Raw genomic sequence first — 15,732 nt, 5'->3', positions numbered from 1 at the left:
CTGTGACTAGTTACGCGCTGACTTCGAGATTGACTGGGCGGGTGAAGGTGTTGGCGACCGGCGACCATTGCTTGACGTGGCTCACCAGCGCGTCGATCTCGCTCTTCGGAATGCCCTCGCATTCCATCTCGACCTTGACGCGGACGTCGGTGAAGCCGACCGGCTTCTCGCTGACGTCGCCGGTGCCCCATACCGCGGTGATGTTGAGGTCGCCCTCAAGCTCGAGCTCGAGCTTGTTGACGATCCAGCCGCGGTGAACGGCGTTGGCGTGCAGGCCGACCGCAAGGCAGGAGCCGAGTGCGGCCAATGATGCCTCCGACGGGTTGGGCGCGGTGTCGTCGCCGAGCAGGCCCGGCGGCTCGTCGACGATGTACGGCGCGAGGTTGCGGATGTAGTTGGCATGCCGGAATTTTCCTTCCGCCACCGTCTTGCACTTCAAGGTCTTGATGACCTTCGGATTGGCCTTGCCGTTGGCGATGAGCTGTTCCAGCCCACCCTTGTCGATCGGGGCCAGGCAGCCCGTAAGCACTGTTTTTTGAGCAACCGCGGTCATCATTTCTCTCCCTTGGGGTAGGATACCGAACGTTCTGTTTCCTGCACGAAGCGTGCCAGAACCGGCCGAAATCAAAAGCCGAACGTCTCTCGCCGCTTAGCAATGCCTGCCCGGAAATTGACCAGCGCCGCGTTGCTCACGCGCGGTGCAATTGCCGCCTGAGTGCGATTACTTTCGACGCAAAGATGCGGCTTGATGATTGCGCCGCGGTTCGATTAACTGGCGGCATGGGTAAATCGGCTCCGAGGAAGAAACAGCTCGCCGCGGGCGATGAAGAATCCGCGCGCAGTCGCCTGCTCAACGCGGCGACGCATCTGTTCTGCAAGAACGGCATCAACGCCACCGGCATCGATGCGATCATCGACGAAGCCGGCACCGCGAAGACCACGCTCTACAAACTGTTCGGCTCCAAGACCAACCTCGTCAACGCCGTGCTGGAAAGCGAAGGCAAGGCGTGGCGCGAATGGTTCATCGGCGCGATGGAGGATGGCGGCGGCGATGCGCAGGCAAAGCTTAAGCGCATCTTTCCGGCCCTGAAGCGCTGGTTCGCCGAGGAGCGCTTCTACGGCTGCCCCTTCATCAATGCGGTGGCCGAACACGACAAGCACCAAAAGCAGTTCCGCAACATCGCGCTGCGCCACAAGAAAGTGGTCCTGGCGCATATCGAAAAGCTTGCCGGCGAAATGGGCGCGTCGGAGCCACAGGTGCTCGCCCATCAACTCGCGTTGCTGATCGACGGCGCCATCGTCGCCGCCATGGTCTCGCGCGATCCCGGCGTCGCGGATACTGCGGGCCTAGCCGCGGGCAATCTGTTCGGGCCTTCGAAGGTGAGGAAGCCAAAGCGGACCGGCAGTGCCGCCGAGCTGGTCGCCGTCTGACGGTTGCTACAGAGACGCGAAGGCCGTGGCACCGAAAGCGCGCGCAAGCACCACGCCGCCAGCCACGATCAACCCTACGCCGGCGGCGCGGCTGAGCCATTCGCTGCGCGGCAGCAGCCTCTCGAAGGCGACATAGATCGCGACGGCTGCGACCCAGGCGAGATTCATGACACCACTGACGAAAAGCAGCGCCATCAGGAACCAGCAACAGCCGACGCAGTAAGCGCCGTGACGGAATCCCATGCGCAGCGCGCCCATGGCGCCGCGTTGCCAGTAGCTCGAGAGGAACAGCAACGGGCTCTGGCAGTAGCGAAGGCAGGCGCGCTTGATCGGCGTCAACTGATAAAGCCCGGCGGCGAGCAGGATGATCCCGGCGAGCACGCTGCTGGTGCTCGCCATCATGCCAGACAGCAGCCCGGCCTGATCAAGTCCCCACTGCAGCGAGACCGCGATGAGGCTGAAGCCTGCCCAGATCACGAGATAGCCGGCGAGAAAGAGCCAGCTTGCGATAACGGGACTGTCCGCGGTCGCTTGCTTGCGCTTGATGGCGGCGAACAGCAGGACCATGGGGGCTGCGCTGGGCACCATCATCGCGACCATCATCACCCACCACATCGCGAACATGAGCCATGCCTGGGCCAACGACCACGGCTCCGGGTCCATCGGCATGTCAGCCATGCTCATGTCGATGCCGGCGCCGGCAAGCAGATAGGACCAGGAGAATGCGACCACCGTGGCTATTCCGATTGCCACGATCAGGCGATCGTACCGCAGGGTCTGCTCGAGCGCCGAGGTCCTCATCATGAATCCACCCCGCTGCTGGAGCGGCACGTAGTGTTGGATTCGGGTGCGGCGCTAGGCCGCGACACCCTCCGGCGTCTGAACGACATTCGCCAGCGAGCTGTGCGTGCCCTTGGTTTCGAATTTTATGGCGCCGGTCGAGCGGATGTTGGCTGAGGCCACCTCGGCCGCTAGGTGCTCGAACCCTTCGGGCATCACGACCTGGATGCGGTGCGGCGCGCCGGTCACCGGATTCTTGATTGGCTCGACCTCGGTCTCCAGCACGCCCTTCGCTACGACACGCGCAACCCGGCCGTTCTTGTCGAACGAAAACTCGAACGGCACGAACAACGGTTCGTGCATTTTGGTCACGATCAGGCTGAGGATCTGGAATAGCGTGCCTTCGGCGGAGTTCTTGCCCGACATGATATTGAACAGCGCTTCGCGTTGTTCGGGCGTGGCGCGCTCGTCGATGATCGGCTGCAACTGGCCATTGCCCTCATGCAGCGCGCCGGGAAAATCAACGGTCGCCGCGAAAACCAGGCCGTCGAGTTTGGTTTTCTCGAAATGCCCCTTGGTGATCCGCATGCCGACCATGCCCTTGCAATTGCCCTCGGTCGGCAGGGCATTGAAATCGCACGGACAGCCAAACGCGCAATTGCAGTTCTTGATCCATTCGCCTTCGAGACGCCAGTCAGATGTCGCCATCGCACACCTCCGCGTTGCGTTTTCGATTGGACGGCCGAGCTTACTCCGGTTGCGCGCCGAGGGACAGCGATCGTAGGGTGGGCAAAGCGCAGCGTGCCCACCATGCAATCAGCGGTGTGGATAGATGGTGGGCACGGCGCCTGGCGCGCCTTTGCCCACCCTACGGCAGCTCACGCAGGCTGGCCTCCAGCCGCGCCAGTTCCATCGCCAGATCGCGCTCGACATCGGCGACCTTCATTTCGATCACGCGATAGTCGCGTGCTTCCAGCCACGCCGTCCGGTTGGCGCGGTCGGCGACGATGGCCTCCGACTCGTTCGGATTGACCAGCTCGATCGCGAGCCGGTGCACGAACGAAACGAAGTCCGGGATATGGCGGCCGACGGGGGTCTGGCGCTTGAACTGGCCGGCGAAGCGCCGGTCGCGGGTAAGCGCCTGCCACAGGATCCGTTCGGCGTCGGTCGGGTTGCGGCGAAGCAGCCGGGCGAGCCCGCGCACGGTCGAGCTGTCGCCGGGCACCGCCGGCCCCTGCCCGTGTTCCGCGAGAAGCGCCCGCAGCCTTGTCGCCTGCTCGCCGTCCAGCACGCCGCCCTTGGCTGGACCTTTACGGCCCTCAGCAATTGCCATCACCACCCCGTGCAGGGTGTGCATGTCCTGCTTGGTCGGGTCCATCCGGGTGAAGATGTTGCGCAGGTTCACCAGCATGGTCTCCCGCTTCTCCCGCGGGCGGAGGAATTCGACCTTGTCGAGTTCCCGGACCAGATTGTCGAAGAAGGCCTGCATCTGGTGCTGCGAGGCCGGCTCGGAGCGTTCGGGCATCGCGAACGGCAAGGCGCCGCCGGTCGAAAGCTTGAACCACTCGTAGCCGATCAGCAGCACCGCCTGCGCCAGGTTCAGCGAGGCAAAGCCCGGATTGACCGGAAAGGTGATGATCCGGTTGGCGAGCGCGACCTCCTCGTTCTGCAGGCCGTAGCGCTCGCGGCCGAACATGATGCCGGCCCCGCCGCCGGCTCCGACATGGGCCACGATCTCGGCCGCCGCCTCTGCCGGGGCGACCACCGGCTTGGCCTGGTCATGGGCGCGGGCGGTGGTGGCAAACAGCAAGGTCAGGTCGGCGACCGCCTGCTCGACCGTGTCGAACAACTGGGCCTGTTCCAGAATCTGGTCGGCGCCGGCCGCTGCCCGCTGCGCCGCGATGTTCGGCCAGCCGTCGCGCGGATTGACGATCCGCAGACGCGACAGCGCAAAATTGCCCATCGCGCGCGCGGCCATGCCGATATTCTCGCCGAGCTGCGGCTCGACGAGGATCACAACGGGTCCGGCTAAGTCCCAACCAGACTTGGTTTTATCGGTGCCCGAACCGGACATTCTCAAGTTCACTTTCTGATTCAGCTTCTGAAGATTTTGAATCGGGTTCTGAACAGCCGGATTCAACACCTCGCCAGGGCATTACTCGATTGCCTGCCGGAGAGATTTTCTCAAGTAAAATAATTCGTCCGCAAGATTTCTGAACGTTCGATCAAAGCCTTACAAGGAAGCCTAATTTGCCAAATTGGCGCACGGCTCCAGCCTGCCGGCCGGCCTGTTCGTGACCTGGTACGTGGTGGCGGAGACGGCGACCCAGGCAGCAATCTAATCTAAAGGATGGGCTGAAAGTGCATAACGGCTTGGCTTCCGCCGGCCGGTTTGCGGTGCTATAGGCCGCCTATAATCACCCACCCCGCCCCAAACGCGCGGTTTTCCGAGAAAAGGCCCCCTCCATCATGGCAAAAATCAAGGTGACCAACCCCGTCGTCGAACTCGATGGCGACGAGATGACCCGGATCATCTGGCAGTACATCAAGGACAAGCTGATAACCCCGTTCCTCGATGTCGAGCTTCTGTATTTTGACCTCGGAATGGAGTACCGCGACCGGACCAACGATCAGGTCACGATCGACGCCGCCAATGCGATCAAGAAGGTCGGCGTCGGCGTCAAATGCGCCACCATCACCCCCGACGAGGCCCGGGTGAAGGAATTCGGCCTGAAGGAGATGTGGAAGTCGCCGAACGGTACCATCCGCAACATCCTCGGCGGCGTGATCTTCCGCGAGCCGATCATCTGCAAGAACGTGCCGCGCCTGGTTCCCGGCTGGACCAAGCCGATCATCATCGGCCGCCACGCCTATGGCGACCAGTACCGCGCCACCGACTTCAAGTTCCCCGGCAAGGGCACGCTCTCGATGAAGTTCGTCGGCGAGGACGGCACCGTGATCGAGAGGGAAGTGTTCAAGTCCCCCGATGCCGGGGTCGCGATGGGAATGTACAACCTCGACGATTCCATCATCGACTTCGCCCGCGCCTCGCTGAACTACGGCCTCTTGCGCGGCTATCCGGTCTATCTCTCGACCAAGAACACAATTCTCAAGGTCTATGACGGCCGCTTCAAGGACATCTTCCAGGACATCTACGACCGCGAATTCAAGAAGGAATTCGAGGCCAAGCGGCTCACCTACGAACACCGCCTGATCGACGACATGGTCGCCTCGGCGCTGAAATGGTCCGGCGGCTACGTCTGGGCCTGCAAGAACTACGACGGCGACGTGCAGTCGGATACGGTCGCGCAGGGCTACGGCTCGCTCGGCCTGATGACCTCGGTGCTGCTGACGCCCGACGGCAAGACCGTCGAAGCGGAAGCCGCGCACGGCACGGTGACCCGGCACTACCGCGAGCACCAGAAGGGTAAGGAGACCTCGACCAATTCGATCGCGTCGATCTTCGCCTGGACCCGCGGCCTGTCCCACCGCGCCAAGCTCGACAACAACCCGGAGCTCGCGAAATTCGCCGAGACGCTGGAAAAGGTCTGCGTCGCGACCGTCGAGGAAGGCTACATGACCAAGGACCTCGCGCTCCTGGTCGGCGCCGACCAGCGCTGGCTGTCCACGACCGGCTTCCTCGACAAGGTTTCGGACAACCTCGCCAAGGCGATGGCGGCATAAGCCGCCTTCGCGATTTCGCGAAAGCCTATCCCCGTCATTGCGAGGAGCAACGCGACGAAGCAATCCATCGAGCCGTTATGCCGCGCTATGGATTGCTTCGCTTCGCTCGCAATGACGGAGGCTAACGACGGAGTGCCATCATGTCGTTGCTTAGAAATACCGCAGTCGCAATTTTCTCCCTATTGGCGTCGCTCACAACCGCCTCCGCCCAGACACCTCTCCCCGACGCCATCGCAGCGCCCGGCGAAACGATCGTGCTCACGCTGCACGCCGAAGGCGCGCAGGTCTACGAATGCAAGGCCGGCAACGATGGCAAGACAGCCTGGGCATTCCGCGAGCCGATCGCGACGCTCATGCTCGACGGCAAGACCGTCGGCCGGCACTACACCGGGCCGAACTGGGAACACATCGACTCTAGCGCCGTCGTCGGCAAGGCGGTCGGCAACGCGCCCGGCGCGACGCCGAACGACATTCCCTGGCTGAAGCTGACCGTGATCTCCGGGCGCGGCACCGGCATCCTCTCCGGCGTCACGACGGTGCAGCGGATCAATACGGCGGGCGGCAAACTCGAGGGTGCGTGCGACAAGCCGGGCACCTATCGCAACGCGCCCTACTCCGCCGAGTACGTGTTCCTGCGCAAGAGCTGAACGGTTTCTCCGTCATGGCCGGGACACCTGGCGCGAAGACGCGCTTTTGCCCGGCACTTATTCGCGGCTAACGGATTGGCGCGGAAAACCAGAGTTTGAGCTTGAGACCTGGCGAGTTGTCGAGCATTTCGATCCGCGCGTCGTGAAGGCGGGCGACGGCAGCAACCAGGCTGAGCCCGAGGCCGTTTCCCGACGCGTAGCGACTTTGCTCAAGACGGTAAAAGCGCTTGAAGACATGTTCGTGTTCGTCAGCGGGAATTCCGGGCCCGTCATCGGCGATCGAGATGACCGGCCTGCCATCGATATTTTCGTTCGTAACGACGACTTGTCCCCCGGCGCGACCATGCTTGAGCGCATTGTCCACGAGATTGGCGATGGCATCAAAGATCAGATCGCGATCGCCGGTCACCAGCACCTCGCGGTCGCCGGCAACGGTCAGAAGGGTGCCGTCCTGTTCGGCCGCGGCATCGTACAGCTCGACAACCTCGCCGGCGATTTCGGCCAGATTCACGGTGCGGAACGCCCCCTTTCGTGCCTGGGTCTCAATTTGGGCAATCCGTGTGATTGACACGAATATTCGCAAGACAGCATCGAGGTCGGCGATCGTGTCGCCGATCAGCACTTGATCATGCTCGCCAATGCGCTGACTGTGATATGCCCTCTCCAGCCGTCCGCGCATTCGCGTCAGCGGCGTTCGTAGGTCGTGCGCAACATTGTCGCTCACCTGCTTGACTTCGGCCATCAACGTTTCGATGCGGTCCAGCATCTGATTGAGGTTTTCCGCGACACTATCCCACTCGTCATTGGTGCCGCGGAGCGGGATACGCTGATCCAGGCCGCTTTGCATGATGGCTCGACTGGTGGCGTTGATCGATTCAATCCGCCCCACCGTTCGCCGCGTCACCAGAATGCTTGCAAACCCCGCAACCACCACTAGCAATGCGGCGACCGAGATCACAGCCGTCTTGATCCGATCGGTAAAGCTGTCGAGGTCGCCGATATCCCTACCCACCAGCAGGCGATCGCCGCTTGGAAACGTTCCGAGCATTGCCCGCAGCAGCGGCCGGTTGGTCGCGTTGGGCGACGATTTGGGCGCGCGAAACTCTGTCCATCCCCGCGCTGCCGTAGCCGTCGATGGCCATGCCTTGAGGTTGCCGGCGAGCGGGGCCAACGAAGGATCGGTCAGGATGTAGACGTTGTCCGCAAAACTTTTGTCGCCAATACGCTGTTGAATCAAGGCGATCAGCCCATCGCGCCCCGATCGCTCGTAAGCGCTTTGCAAACTCGAATACTCGGTCACGATGGCTCGGTCCGATCGGCTGCGCACATAGGAGGAGGTGGACAGGTAGACGTAGCTGAAAAGGGCAGACACGATTACGCCGAAGGCCCCGATCGCGATCAGCGCTTGCTTGAACGTCGATGACGTTAAGGTCTTAGCCAGGAGCACGGAGACAGTACCCGATACCGCGAACCGTGTGGATCAGCGGATAGGCCTGCTGGTCGTCGACCTTGCGACGCACCCGCCCGACATAGACGTCGATGATGTTTGTTGAGGGATCGAAGTGAAGATCCCAGACGTGCTGCAGCAGCATGGCCCGGGATACGACGCGGCCTTCGTTGCGAACCAGATACTCAAGAAGCTGGAATTCACGGGGCAAAAGCGAAATGTCCTTGCCGCGCCGGCTTGCTGTCCGCGACACAAGGTCGATCGCGAGATCGCCAACGCGCAAGATGGTTTCTTTGACGATGGTTTCGCTACGCCGGCCAAGCGCCTCGACGCGCGCCAGCAATTCGACGAAAGAGAAAGGCTTGACCAGATAGTCATCGCCGCCGGCGCGCAGGCCACGCACCCGATCGTCAACCTCTCCCAACGCACTTATGATCAGGACTGGAGCGGCAATGCCGTCGTCGCGCAATTGACGCATGACCGCGATGCCGTCGATGTCCGGAAGCATGCGGTCCATCGTGATCACGGCATAGTCGTTGGCGACGCCGCGGGTCAGCGCCTCGCTGCCGCTAGCGGCCACATCCACCTGATATCCGCTGGTCGTGAGCGACTCGACAAGTTGATCGGCGGTTTCGGGGTCGTCCTCAACGACCAGGATACGGCGGTGACCTCCCGTCATGGTTTTCCGTCTCCGGACGCTTGGCCAAAATTGAATCTACCTTGGCAAAATCAGGGAGCGCAAGGCTGACCTCATTAAGGCTGACCTCATTGCAAGCTGATATATGAGAGAAACCAACTTCCACCGTAATCTCGGCGTTGCGCGAGTAAGGGCTCGCAAAAAGCGGGTGTGATGGCCGTCGCTGGCCGAACCGGAGTTCGCCGGAAGCCTGGCGACGACCATCGATGACTGGCGTTACATCAATTGCGACGCGTCAGTAGTAGCCGTAGGCGTTGCAGACGTTGACCCACCGCCGTCCGTATGGCGTCCATACCCTGCGCCAGCAGCTATCATAGGCGGCGTAGGCGAACGGCACGCCGACGAACGCAAAGCGATTATGGAAGCGGTGATGGAATCGGTGCCCGTGGTGATGGAAGCGGTGCCCACCTCGGAATGCGGCCCCGGAATGAAGAGGTGCACCCGCAAAACGGCTGCCGCTGACATGCGGGCCCCCTCCGGGGCCGGCAAAACTCGTTCCTCCGCCGAAATGGCTTCCTGCCATGCCACCAGCTCGCGCGCCACCTACCGCGCCGCCACCTATTGCGCCGCCGCGCATGCCGCCTCCAGCTACCGCGCTGCCACCCATGCCGCCGGCTTGCCCGCCGCCTCCAGCCACCGCGCCGCCACCCATGCCGCCGGCGTGCCCGCCGCCTCCACCTCCCATGCCGCCGCCGCCACGCTGTGCGAGCGCCGGTGCCGCAAGGGCAAGCGTCGTGCTAAGCGCACCCGCGATGATACATTTAAGGAGCTTGTTGCCCATCGCCAATCCTCCTGATTCAATCGCAGCGACGGATACCGTCGCGAGAGGAAGACGATCAACAGAGCCAGATGATCCAGTGCTTTCAATGAATAATGCGACAGTTTCTGACACAAAAGTTAGTTTCGCCGCTTCGTGAATTAACACGGTCGGTGGAAACTCGAGGGTACGTGCGACAAACCGGGCAGCTAGCGCAACGCGCCCTGCTCCGCGGACGCGTTGTGAAAATGACACGATATGCCCACAGGAACATCGCAGGCTTGTCGTGATATGAACGAGGCCGCCAACCAAGGCGGCCTCGGAGACCGGTGCGCGGTGCGGTGCTGGGCGATGCCAGACCACTCTGCAACACCAAGGATTAGCGACCTTTAGAAGCGACCTCTACAGGTCTCGCGGTACCTGCGGCAGTTTCCTTCGCCCCGTTCGCCCAACTCGTCCTTGTTGAGGCAGGCTTGTCTCAATTCGCTGCACACATCCCTGCGAACCGGTCGTCCGCAGGCCTCGCGGTATCTGCGGCAATTTCCTTCGCCGCGCTCCCCTAGCGCGTCCTTGTTTTCACAGGCACGCCGCAATTGCTCGCATTGCCCTCCTCGACCGTCGTACACTCGGACGCCTCCCGGTCCAAACTCAATGGATTGAGAAAAGGCCGAGATCGGAAACACGAAAAGAGTAGTTGCCGCTGCGGCGCCGAACGCATATTTGCGCATTGATTTCAACATTCCCTAATCCTCCAGTTGCTATGTGCCGGTGAATAGAGAGGCCGCCGAAGCGGCCTCTCGCTTTTCGATGGGAGCGGACGGAGCAGGACGTTATCGCTTCTCGCCACCGCCACCCCCTTAGCGCTCTTAGTTCGCGCAAACCTTCATGGTCTTCATGCCGGTTTCAGCGGCGGTGCGCGACTTGAACGCCTTGCCGTCTCCAACAACGACAGTGGCGGTGGTGGTCGGCTTCTTGTCCACGATGGTGCATTTCTTCGTGGAGGTATCTTGCACGACATAAAACTCCGCCTGAGCGTAGGCGGCGCCTGTCATGATTGCTGCGGCTGCAGCCGAGATAAGAAGCTTTTTCATGATGTCTCCTCCATTGTGATTGTGTCCCTCCCGTAGATTAGGCGGCGTGGAGTCGAGCCCCACCGCCCGGAACTACGTCTAGGGGTTCACCAACTTTCAGTTCCTGGATGGAGACCTTAAGCGGTTGACGTGAACGTCGGCCGAACGGGCAGTTCAGAGACTGTTTATTTCGAGCTTACCGCGCCCGCGATGCGCTTTGTTCGTTTCCCATTAGAGCGGCCGCGACAGCAACGCCTGCGGCGCGCCGTGGTTCCGTGCCAAGGCCCTATTATGCGCGGTTGCTCGTGCCGCCCGAGCCAACCCATGCTCGAAGCTGCTACCGCTAACCCATCGCCACCTTATCAACGCCATGCTCGCGTTGATCGAGCCACATCGTGCCGAGCGCGAATGCCAGCCAGCCGAAATTGTAGGCAAAGCCAATCATCAGAACGACCCAGCCGGGAATCGGTCCGACTGCGGCGCGATCGACAAATTCCGCCAAGGTTGACACAGGCGTCGGATGGATCGCTATCTTGCCGTAATAGGCAATCACCTGGACGGCGAGAATCCAGACGTAGTTGCGACGCAGCCGCCGCCCCGCCGCGCGGACAAACGAAATGTGGTGGCGGGGCGCCGTGTAGTCGCGCCCGAGCACCGCCTGCCAGCTATCGTCGCGGGCTTCACCGGTGAATATTGGCGCGTAGAAATTCGTCTCCATCCATCGAGCTCGGGCGCGCCAGACATTGAAGTAGCGATAACGTCGCGCCTCCATGCCGAGAAACACGGCAATGAGCAGGCCTACGAGCAGGAGTGGCAGCGGTGAAGCCTCCGGGCTCGAAAAGGTCGTCGACAGGGCGATGCCCATTGTGACGATCGCCCAGTTCGTCGTGTTGTCGAGCCGCGTCCTCCAGATCGTCGAACGGTAGACTTCGCCCCGGTAGAGATGAGCGATGGCGCCCATTTCAGCAGAATTGAAGGTGTGTTGGCGGTGTGTTTCGCTGGAAGCCGTAACAGACATGGCGGGACTCCGGTTGTCCGAACCGCGGGTCACCGGCGTTGACCGGGAGAGTCCACATCATCAACGCCGATGAACCTATCCGGAATTGTGACGCCGCAACTATGCTCGCCCTGACGCCGAATTGCCAGCAACAGGTCGCGCAATAGATCGGTGCACCGCACTATCCCGACCTGGCGTCCGCACTGGGTCGCGCCTTGCGGCTACAACGACGACGCCATCGCGCGAGCCGACAGGGCGCCTTCTGTAAGGGATCGGCGTTGTTTGCAGGACAGGGCTTCGACGATCACCGCACTGGCGGCTACCAATCATCGTACATCCACTCCCTCGGGTAGTATCGAGGCCGCGGTCTCGCCTGCGACGACTGAGGCGTTCGCTCAGGCTTGCGCACGGTCGGGGCCGGCGGCGCCGGAGGCGGTGACGTCTTGGACAGGTTCTGCTCCGAAACTTTCGCGAGCACGCGTTTTATCTCTTCCTGGCTCGCCTTGAGTTCCTCGATGGCTTTTGAATTGTCGCTGGCTAGCTGTTGCTGGTTCGCTTTGAGCTGTTCGATGCTTCGCTCCAGATTCGCCAGATCGCGCGCCATCGTTTGCAGCAACTGTGTCTGATCGGGAAGCGCTGCGGTAGCTGCCGGCGCGGCGTCTTGCGTTGCGGGCTGAGCCGTTGTGGTTTGAGCCGTTGTGGTCTGAGCCAACGGCGTTGCTTGCGGGGATGCTGCTTCCGCCGCGGCCAGTTGAGCGCTGGATGCAGCGGGCTGCTCGGGGAGCGGCGTATTTTCCGGCGGCAATGCTGTCGTTGAAACATCCTGCGGCGCCCCAAGGGCGACGACCAGTTTGGTCCCGCCGCCATAGAACGAATGCCAAACCAGGCCGGCGACAATAAAGCATGCCGCGAGCGACAAGCCGACGAGGACCTGGAGCGCCGGCCTTCCAGAGGGTGATCGCTGCCCAGGTCCGGCCGAAGACGGACGCGCGGCATCGTGCTCGATTTTTGCAAGCTGCTCACTCAAATGCGCGAGCTGTTCATCCGCGCGCTTGATCTGTTCGTGGGCCTGCGCGAGTCGTTCGTCGGCGCGCGCGATTGGGGCATCGTGGGGTTCAGTTGCGTTCGGAGCAGGCGTGGAGTTCATTGGCGTTTCCCTTTTCCGTCCAATGTCGTCCGAAGGTGGCGGTGGTCAGGTCGACCAGCCGCCGGCACTCCGTTCAGTCTTGTCCAAAGAATGGCCGTATCATGGAAGAATCTGGGATCACATGGCAATAGCGTCTTGGAATCACTGTTGGCGGCGCAGCCCAATGGCGCGGCCCCGCAACGCTTGAGCCCCTTACGGCGTAGCATCCCACTTGTGCTTATCTACCTCAGCGAGAGAGACCCTCGTAGTCCCAGCAAAGCCAAGTACACGCGCGGCGCCAGTGGATAGATCTATGCACCGTCCCCTCACGAACGGACCACGATCATTGATCCGGACCGTGACGCTTCGCCCGTTGGAATGTGAGGTGACTGTGACGTGGGAGCCGAATGGTCTGGCGCGATGCGCCGCGGTCATCCCATTTGGATTCATCCGCTCCCCCGATGCGGTTCGGCCGCCGCTGTAGCCATAGCGAGAAGCAATACAGGTCTCGGCGAATGCCGGCGCAGATAGACAGAGCGCCAGGGCGGCGCATAACGGGCGGATCATTGTCACCCTTCCAGGACCGAGGCCAATTGGCCAACTGCCAACTTTTCCGCGGCCTCTAAGTTCCGGTAAGAGTGTAAGAACGACGAAAGCAGCACAGCATCGCGCGCAACAGGATCGTCTGAGCAGAGGACGGCCATATCAGCCGGCGCAGGACCTGCAAGATCTTCCTGACGCACCCAACCAGATGAGACCCCCGGACGATCGGCGCCCTACCTCTTGGCCCCAAGATACGTCGTCCATACGGCGCTGGCTAAGGTCTGTGATGCTTTGCGAGCGCATGTCTTTTCGACTTCCGCGACGATCGAAGACATACTGATTCTCGGCTGTGTTTGGCCACTCGCCGCGGCAACGTAGTTAAGTCCCGTCCAGAAACCGTGAATCCAGACAGTCCCCTCTAACTGACGCTCTTCCGTAGACCGCCAGTGAGCGCAACTCATGCTCCCTACTCCGATCATGTCGACCGAAACCCTGGCGTCCTGCGCTGACGCCACGCAGACCGAAGCGCCAAAGGCGATCGACGCAAATAGAGATGGCTTTATCGTCCACCAGGTCATTCTGGCACCTCTCGCCCGAACGCCAAAAGTCGGCTGTCGTGTAAGTCCAGCGATCGGTTGTCTACCGGAATGCCACTATCAATGATGCCCGCAAGGTCCGTGGCACCATCGAGGGTTCGATCAACGTGGATGCTCTACAGCATCACCACGAATTAGGCCGCAGCGTGACGAATGAAGGTGGCGTCAGCCTTTGTGCTGTTCCACTTGCAGGCGCGATGGATGGCACGTGGGTCAGCTTGATCATGCGAGGGGCGCGTACTCATAAACCGGGATTGATTGGTGCGCCTCAATCGACGCCCGCTATGCTCTAATTCCGCAGCGCTGAAATGTCGCGATATGCCAACAGCGGACTTGCGTCGACCGACGCGTCAGACATCGACTAAGTCTAGTCGCTCTGCCTGCCGGCATCGAGAATATCGAGCACCGGGCAGTCGGGGGCAGTGCCGTCGGAGCATCCGGCAACCGTTTCCGCCAGGATTGCCTCGAGTTTGGCGAGGTCAGAGAGTTTGCCACGAACTTTCGCCAGGTGCGCGCTCGCAATCTTGTGCACGTCGGCACAAGAAGCGCGCTCTGGCCCGCCAAGATCCAGCAAGGTGCGTATCTCCTCAAGAGTGAACCCCAGGTCTCGGGAACGTCGGATGAAGGCCAATGTCCGTTTTTCGGCTGGCCCGTAGACCCGCCGCCCAGTCGCCGTTCGGGGCGGAGCCGGTAGCATTTTGATCCGCTCATAATAGCGGATGGTTTCAATGTTCACGCCGCTGAGCTTGGAAAGCTCACCGATCGAGATGTTTTCAACTCGCGGGGACGTGATGGCGCGCATGAAATTGTCCTTGATCCTGTAGTCGCTACAGGATGCATGGTTTAGCCCATGACAATCGATCAGGCGGATCACATTGCCGACAATCGGCGGCGGCAAAACCTGATCGCGGCAGGCGGCCTTCTTGGAGCGCTCGGAGCGTCGTCTTGTTGCATCTTCCCCCTCGTCCTATTCGGCCTCGGGGTCAGCGGAGCATGGATCGGCAATTTCACCCGGCTTGCACCCTATCAACCCTATTTCATCGCCGCGACGCTCGCATTGCTTGGGTACGGCTATTGGCTGGTCTACCGATCATCAACGCGAGCCTGCGTCGATGGCGAGGCGTGCGCGCGCCCGCTGCCGAACCGGATCGTCAAATCAAGCCTCATCCTCGCAACGACCCTCGTCGTCGCTGCACTCGGCCTTGACTTCATCGCCCCCTTCTTTCTCGACTCATGACTGGAGATTTCCCCATGAACAAGCCTCTCGCCTGCGCCACGTTTGCCATCGGCATCGTCGCCTCGTCGTCAGTGATGGCCGGAGATAGAACAATCACCTTGGCCGTGAAGAACATGGATTGCGCGGCCTGCCCCTCCATCGTGAAAGGCAGCTTGGAAGCCGTTCCCGGCGTTGCCAAGGTTGCGGTGTCCTTCAAGGACAAGACGGCCACCGTCATCTATGACGACGCCAAAGCCGATGTGAACCAACTGACAACGGCGACCACGGAGGCGGGTTATCCGTCCTCACCCAAGGGCTGATCCGATGCTTCTTCAATCGACCATTACCTGTCCGCATTGCGCCGTTGCGAAAACAGAGACCATGCCGACCGATGCCTGTCAGTTCTTCTATGAATGCACCGGCTGCGGTACGAAGCTAAAGCCCAAATCGGGTGATTGTTGCGTGTTCTGTTCCTATGGTTCGGTGCCGTGTCCACCGATTCAGGTCGAGCGCAATGGCGAGCCGAGCACGGCCTCGTGCTGTGGTTAGTAGGCGATGAGTAACCCAGAGACGGACATCTCGGGCATGGGGAAAGCTCTCGTAGCACACTACGATGCGCACCACCCTTTGGGGCAATACCCCACTCATCAAGGCACACGGCGTACCTCTGGGAAATCGCAACTCGTAGGCAGCTATCCGTATCTGGCTACGCGCTTATGAGCCCACGCGCCGGCTTGTCCG

General features: G+C 61.4%; 17 protein-coding genes and 1 pseudogene. 6 read left to right on the top strand and 12 right to left on the bottom strand.

The window, feature by feature from the left end:
* Nucleotides 1–10: 10 nt before the first annotated feature.
* Entirely contained in the window at nt 11–553 is a 543-nt protein-coding gene (locus tag GWE18_RS05255) for an OsmC family protein (protein WP_275184750.1), read from the bottom strand.
* A gap of 227 nt (nt 554–780) precedes the next feature.
* Here GWE18_RS05255 and GWE18_RS05250 point away from each other — a divergent pair, with 227 nt between their 5' ends.
* Nucleotides 781–1,431 carry a TetR/AcrR family transcriptional regulator gene (locus tag GWE18_RS05250; protein ID WP_275184749.1) on the top strand — a complete coding sequence of 217 codons (651 nt, stop codon included), beginning with the start codon at nt 781–783 and terminating at the stop codon, nt 1,429–1,431.
* A gap of 6 nt (nt 1,432–1,437) precedes the next feature.
* Here the strand turns inward: GWE18_RS05250 and GWE18_RS05245 are convergent, their stop codons facing one another.
* The 3 genes from GWE18_RS05245 to GWE18_RS05235 form a co-directional block, all read right to left on the bottom strand.
* Complete coding sequence (locus GWE18_RS05245; RefSeq protein WP_342804225.1) at nt 1,438–2,235, bottom strand: DUF2182 domain-containing protein; 798 nt, start codon at nt 2,233–2,235, stop codon at nt 1,438–1,440.
* 51 nt (nt 2,236–2,286) lie between these two features.
* Entirely contained in the window at nt 2,287–2,919 is a 633-nt protein-coding gene (locus tag GWE18_RS05240; RefSeq protein ID WP_275184748.1) for a DUF1326 domain-containing protein, read from the bottom strand.
* 160 nt (nt 2,920–3,079) lie between these two features.
* A complete protein-coding gene (locus tag GWE18_RS05235; RefSeq protein WP_275185144.1) occupies nt 3,080–4,285 on the bottom strand; it encodes a TrmJ/YjtD family RNA methyltransferase in 1,206 nt (401 codons plus the stop codon).
* Nucleotides 4,286–4,680: 395 nt separating this feature from the next.
* On the opposite strand from GWE18_RS05235, the gene GWE18_RS05230 reads away from it, so the two are divergent.
* Entirely contained in the window at nt 4,681–5,895 is a 1,215-nt protein-coding gene (locus GWE18_RS05230) for an NADP-dependent isocitrate dehydrogenase (RefSeq protein WP_275184747.1), read from the top strand.
* Between the two features lie 140 nt (nt 5,896–6,035).
* Nucleotides 6,036–6,542 (top strand): DUF3455 domain-containing protein, encoded by a 507-nt coding sequence (locus tag GWE18_RS05225; RefSeq protein WP_275184746.1) that lies wholly within the window; start codon nt 6,036–6,038, stop codon nt 6,540–6,542.
* A gap of 67 nt (nt 6,543–6,609) precedes the next feature.
* Here the strand turns inward: GWE18_RS05225 and GWE18_RS05220 are convergent.
* The 8 genes and pseudogenes from GWE18_RS05220 to GWE18_RS05185 form a co-directional block, all read right to left on the bottom strand.
* Nucleotides 6,610–7,524: pseudogene (locus GWE18_RS05220) on the bottom strand (ATP-binding protein); the annotation flags it as partial.
* A gap of 451 nt (nt 7,525–7,975) precedes the next feature.
* The gene (locus tag GWE18_RS05215) at nt 7,976–8,668 is read right to left on the bottom strand and encodes a response regulator transcription factor (RefSeq protein ID WP_275184744.1); all 693 of its coding nucleotides are present in this window, start codon (nt 8,666–8,668) and stop codon (nt 7,976–7,978) included.
* Between the two features lie 253 nt (nt 8,669–8,921).
* Nucleotides 8,922–9,467, bottom strand: a complete 546-nt coding sequence (locus GWE18_RS05210; RefSeq protein WP_275184743.1) for a hypothetical protein — start codon at nt 9,465–9,467, stop codon at nt 8,922–8,924.
* Between the two features lie 842 nt (nt 9,468–10,309).
* Complete coding sequence (locus tag GWE18_RS05205; RefSeq protein ID WP_275184742.1) at nt 10,310–10,534, bottom strand: hypothetical protein; 225 nt, start codon at nt 10,532–10,534, stop codon at nt 10,310–10,312.
* A gap of 322 nt (nt 10,535–10,856) precedes the next feature.
* A complete protein-coding gene (locus GWE18_RS05200; RefSeq protein ID WP_275184741.1) occupies nt 10,857–11,531 on the bottom strand; it encodes a DUF2270 domain-containing protein in 675 nt (224 codons plus the stop codon).
* Between the two features lie 298 nt (nt 11,532–11,829).
* A complete protein-coding gene (locus GWE18_RS05195; RefSeq protein WP_275184740.1) occupies nt 11,830–12,657 on the bottom strand; it encodes a hypothetical protein in 828 nt (275 codons plus the stop codon).
* 192 nt (nt 12,658–12,849) lie between these two features.
* Nucleotides 12,850–13,203: a septal ring lytic transglycosylase RlpA family protein gene (locus GWE18_RS05190; protein WP_275184739.1), complete on the bottom strand. Its 354-nt coding sequence runs from the start codon at nt 13,201–13,203 to the stop codon at nt 12,850–12,852.
* 939 nt (nt 13,204–14,142) lie between these two features.
* The gene (locus GWE18_RS05185) at nt 14,143–14,577 is read right to left on the bottom strand and encodes a helix-turn-helix domain-containing protein (RefSeq protein ID WP_275184738.1); all 435 of its coding nucleotides are present in this window, start codon (nt 14,575–14,577) and stop codon (nt 14,143–14,145) included.
* Nucleotides 14,578–14,625: 48 nt separating this feature from the next.
* Here GWE18_RS05185 and GWE18_RS05180 point away from each other — a divergent pair, with 48 nt between their 5' ends.
* The 3 genes from GWE18_RS05180 to GWE18_RS05170 are packed head-to-tail and all read left to right on the top strand — an operon-like array spanning nt 14,626 to nt 15,540.
* Nucleotides 14,626–15,012, top strand: coding sequence for a mercuric transporter MerT family protein (locus GWE18_RS05180; protein WP_275184737.1), 387 nt, complete (start codon nt 14,626–14,628; stop codon nt 15,010–15,012).
* A 14-nt stretch (nt 15,013–15,026) separates the two neighbouring features.
* A complete protein-coding gene (merP, locus tag GWE18_RS05175; protein ID WP_275184736.1) occupies nt 15,027–15,311 on the top strand; it encodes a mercury resistance system periplasmic binding protein MerP in 285 nt (94 codons plus the stop codon).
* A 4-nt stretch (nt 15,312–15,315) separates the two neighbouring features.
* Nucleotides 15,316–15,540: a GDCCVxC domain-containing (seleno)protein gene (locus GWE18_RS05170; protein WP_275184735.1), complete on the top strand. Its 225-nt coding sequence runs from the start codon at nt 15,316–15,318 to the stop codon at nt 15,538–15,540.
* Nucleotides 15,541–15,732: the final 192 nt, after the last annotated feature.

It is taken from the genome of Bradyrhizobium sp. CSA112 (assembly GCF_029051645.1).
Classification (GTDB): Bacteria; Pseudomonadota; Alphaproteobacteria; order Rhizobiales; family Xanthobacteraceae; genus Bradyrhizobium.
This window is presented reverse-complemented; position numbering and strand designations above follow the sequence as displayed.

Bases quoted from the DNA above. Each gene is read 5' to 3' on its own strand.
- GWE18_RS05195 (WP_275184740.1), bottom strand. From the start codon at position 12,657: ATGAACTCCACGCCTGCTCCGAACGCAACTGAACCCCACGATGCCCCA.
- GWE18_RS05205 (WP_275184742.1), bottom strand. From the start codon at position 10,534: ATGAAAAAGCTTCTTATCTCGGCTGCAGCCGCAGCAATCATGACAGGC.
- GWE18_RS05190 (WP_275184739.1), bottom strand. From the start codon at position 13,203: ATGATCCGCCCGTTATGCGCCGCCCTGGCGCTCTGTCTATCTGCGCCG.
- GWE18_RS05180 (WP_275184737.1), top strand. From the start codon at position 14,626: ATGACAATCGATCAGGCGGATCACATTGCCGACAATCGGCGGCGGCAA.
- GWE18_RS05235 (WP_275185144.1), bottom strand. From the start codon at position 4,285: ATGTCCGGTTCGGGCACCGATAAAACCAAGTCTGGTTGGGACTTAGCC.
- GWE18_RS05170 (WP_275184735.1), top strand. From the start codon at position 15,316: ATGCTTCTTCAATCGACCATTACCTGTCCGCATTGCGCCGTTGCGAAA.
- GWE18_RS05245 (WP_342804225.1), bottom strand. From the start codon at position 2,235: ATGATGAGGACCTCGGCGCTCGAGCAGACCCTGCGGTACGATCGCCTG.
- GWE18_RS05255 (WP_275184750.1), bottom strand. From the start codon at position 553: ATGACCGCGGTTGCTCAAAAAACAGTGCTTACGGGCTGCCTGGCCCCG.
- merP (WP_275184736.1), top strand. From the start codon at position 15,027: ATGAACAAGCCTCTCGCCTGCGCCACGTTTGCCATCGGCATCGTCGCC.
- GWE18_RS05230 (WP_275184747.1), top strand. From the start codon at position 4,681: ATGGCAAAAATCAAGGTGACCAACCCCGTCGTCGAACTCGATGGCGAC.
- GWE18_RS05215 (WP_275184744.1), bottom strand. From the start codon at position 8,668: ATGACGGGAGGTCACCGCCGTATCCTGGTCGTTGAGGACGACCCCGAA.
- GWE18_RS05250 (WP_275184749.1), top strand. From the start codon at position 781: ATGGGTAAATCGGCTCCGAGGAAGAAACAGCTCGCCGCGGGCGATGAA.
- GWE18_RS05185 (WP_275184738.1), bottom strand. From the start codon at position 14,577: ATGCGCGCCATCACGTCCCCGCGAGTTGAAAACATCTCGATCGGTGAG.
- GWE18_RS05210 (WP_275184743.1), bottom strand. From the start codon at position 9,467: ATGGGCAACAAGCTCCTTAAATGTATCATCGCGGGTGCGCTTAGCACG.
- GWE18_RS05200 (WP_275184741.1), bottom strand. From the start codon at position 11,531: ATGTCTGTTACGGCTTCCAGCGAAACACACCGCCAACACACCTTCAAT.
- GWE18_RS05225 (WP_275184746.1), top strand. From the start codon at position 6,036: ATGTCGTTGCTTAGAAATACCGCAGTCGCAATTTTCTCCCTATTGGCG.
- GWE18_RS05240 (WP_275184748.1), bottom strand. From the start codon at position 2,919: ATGGCGACATCTGACTGGCGTCTCGAAGGCGAATGGATCAAGAACTGC.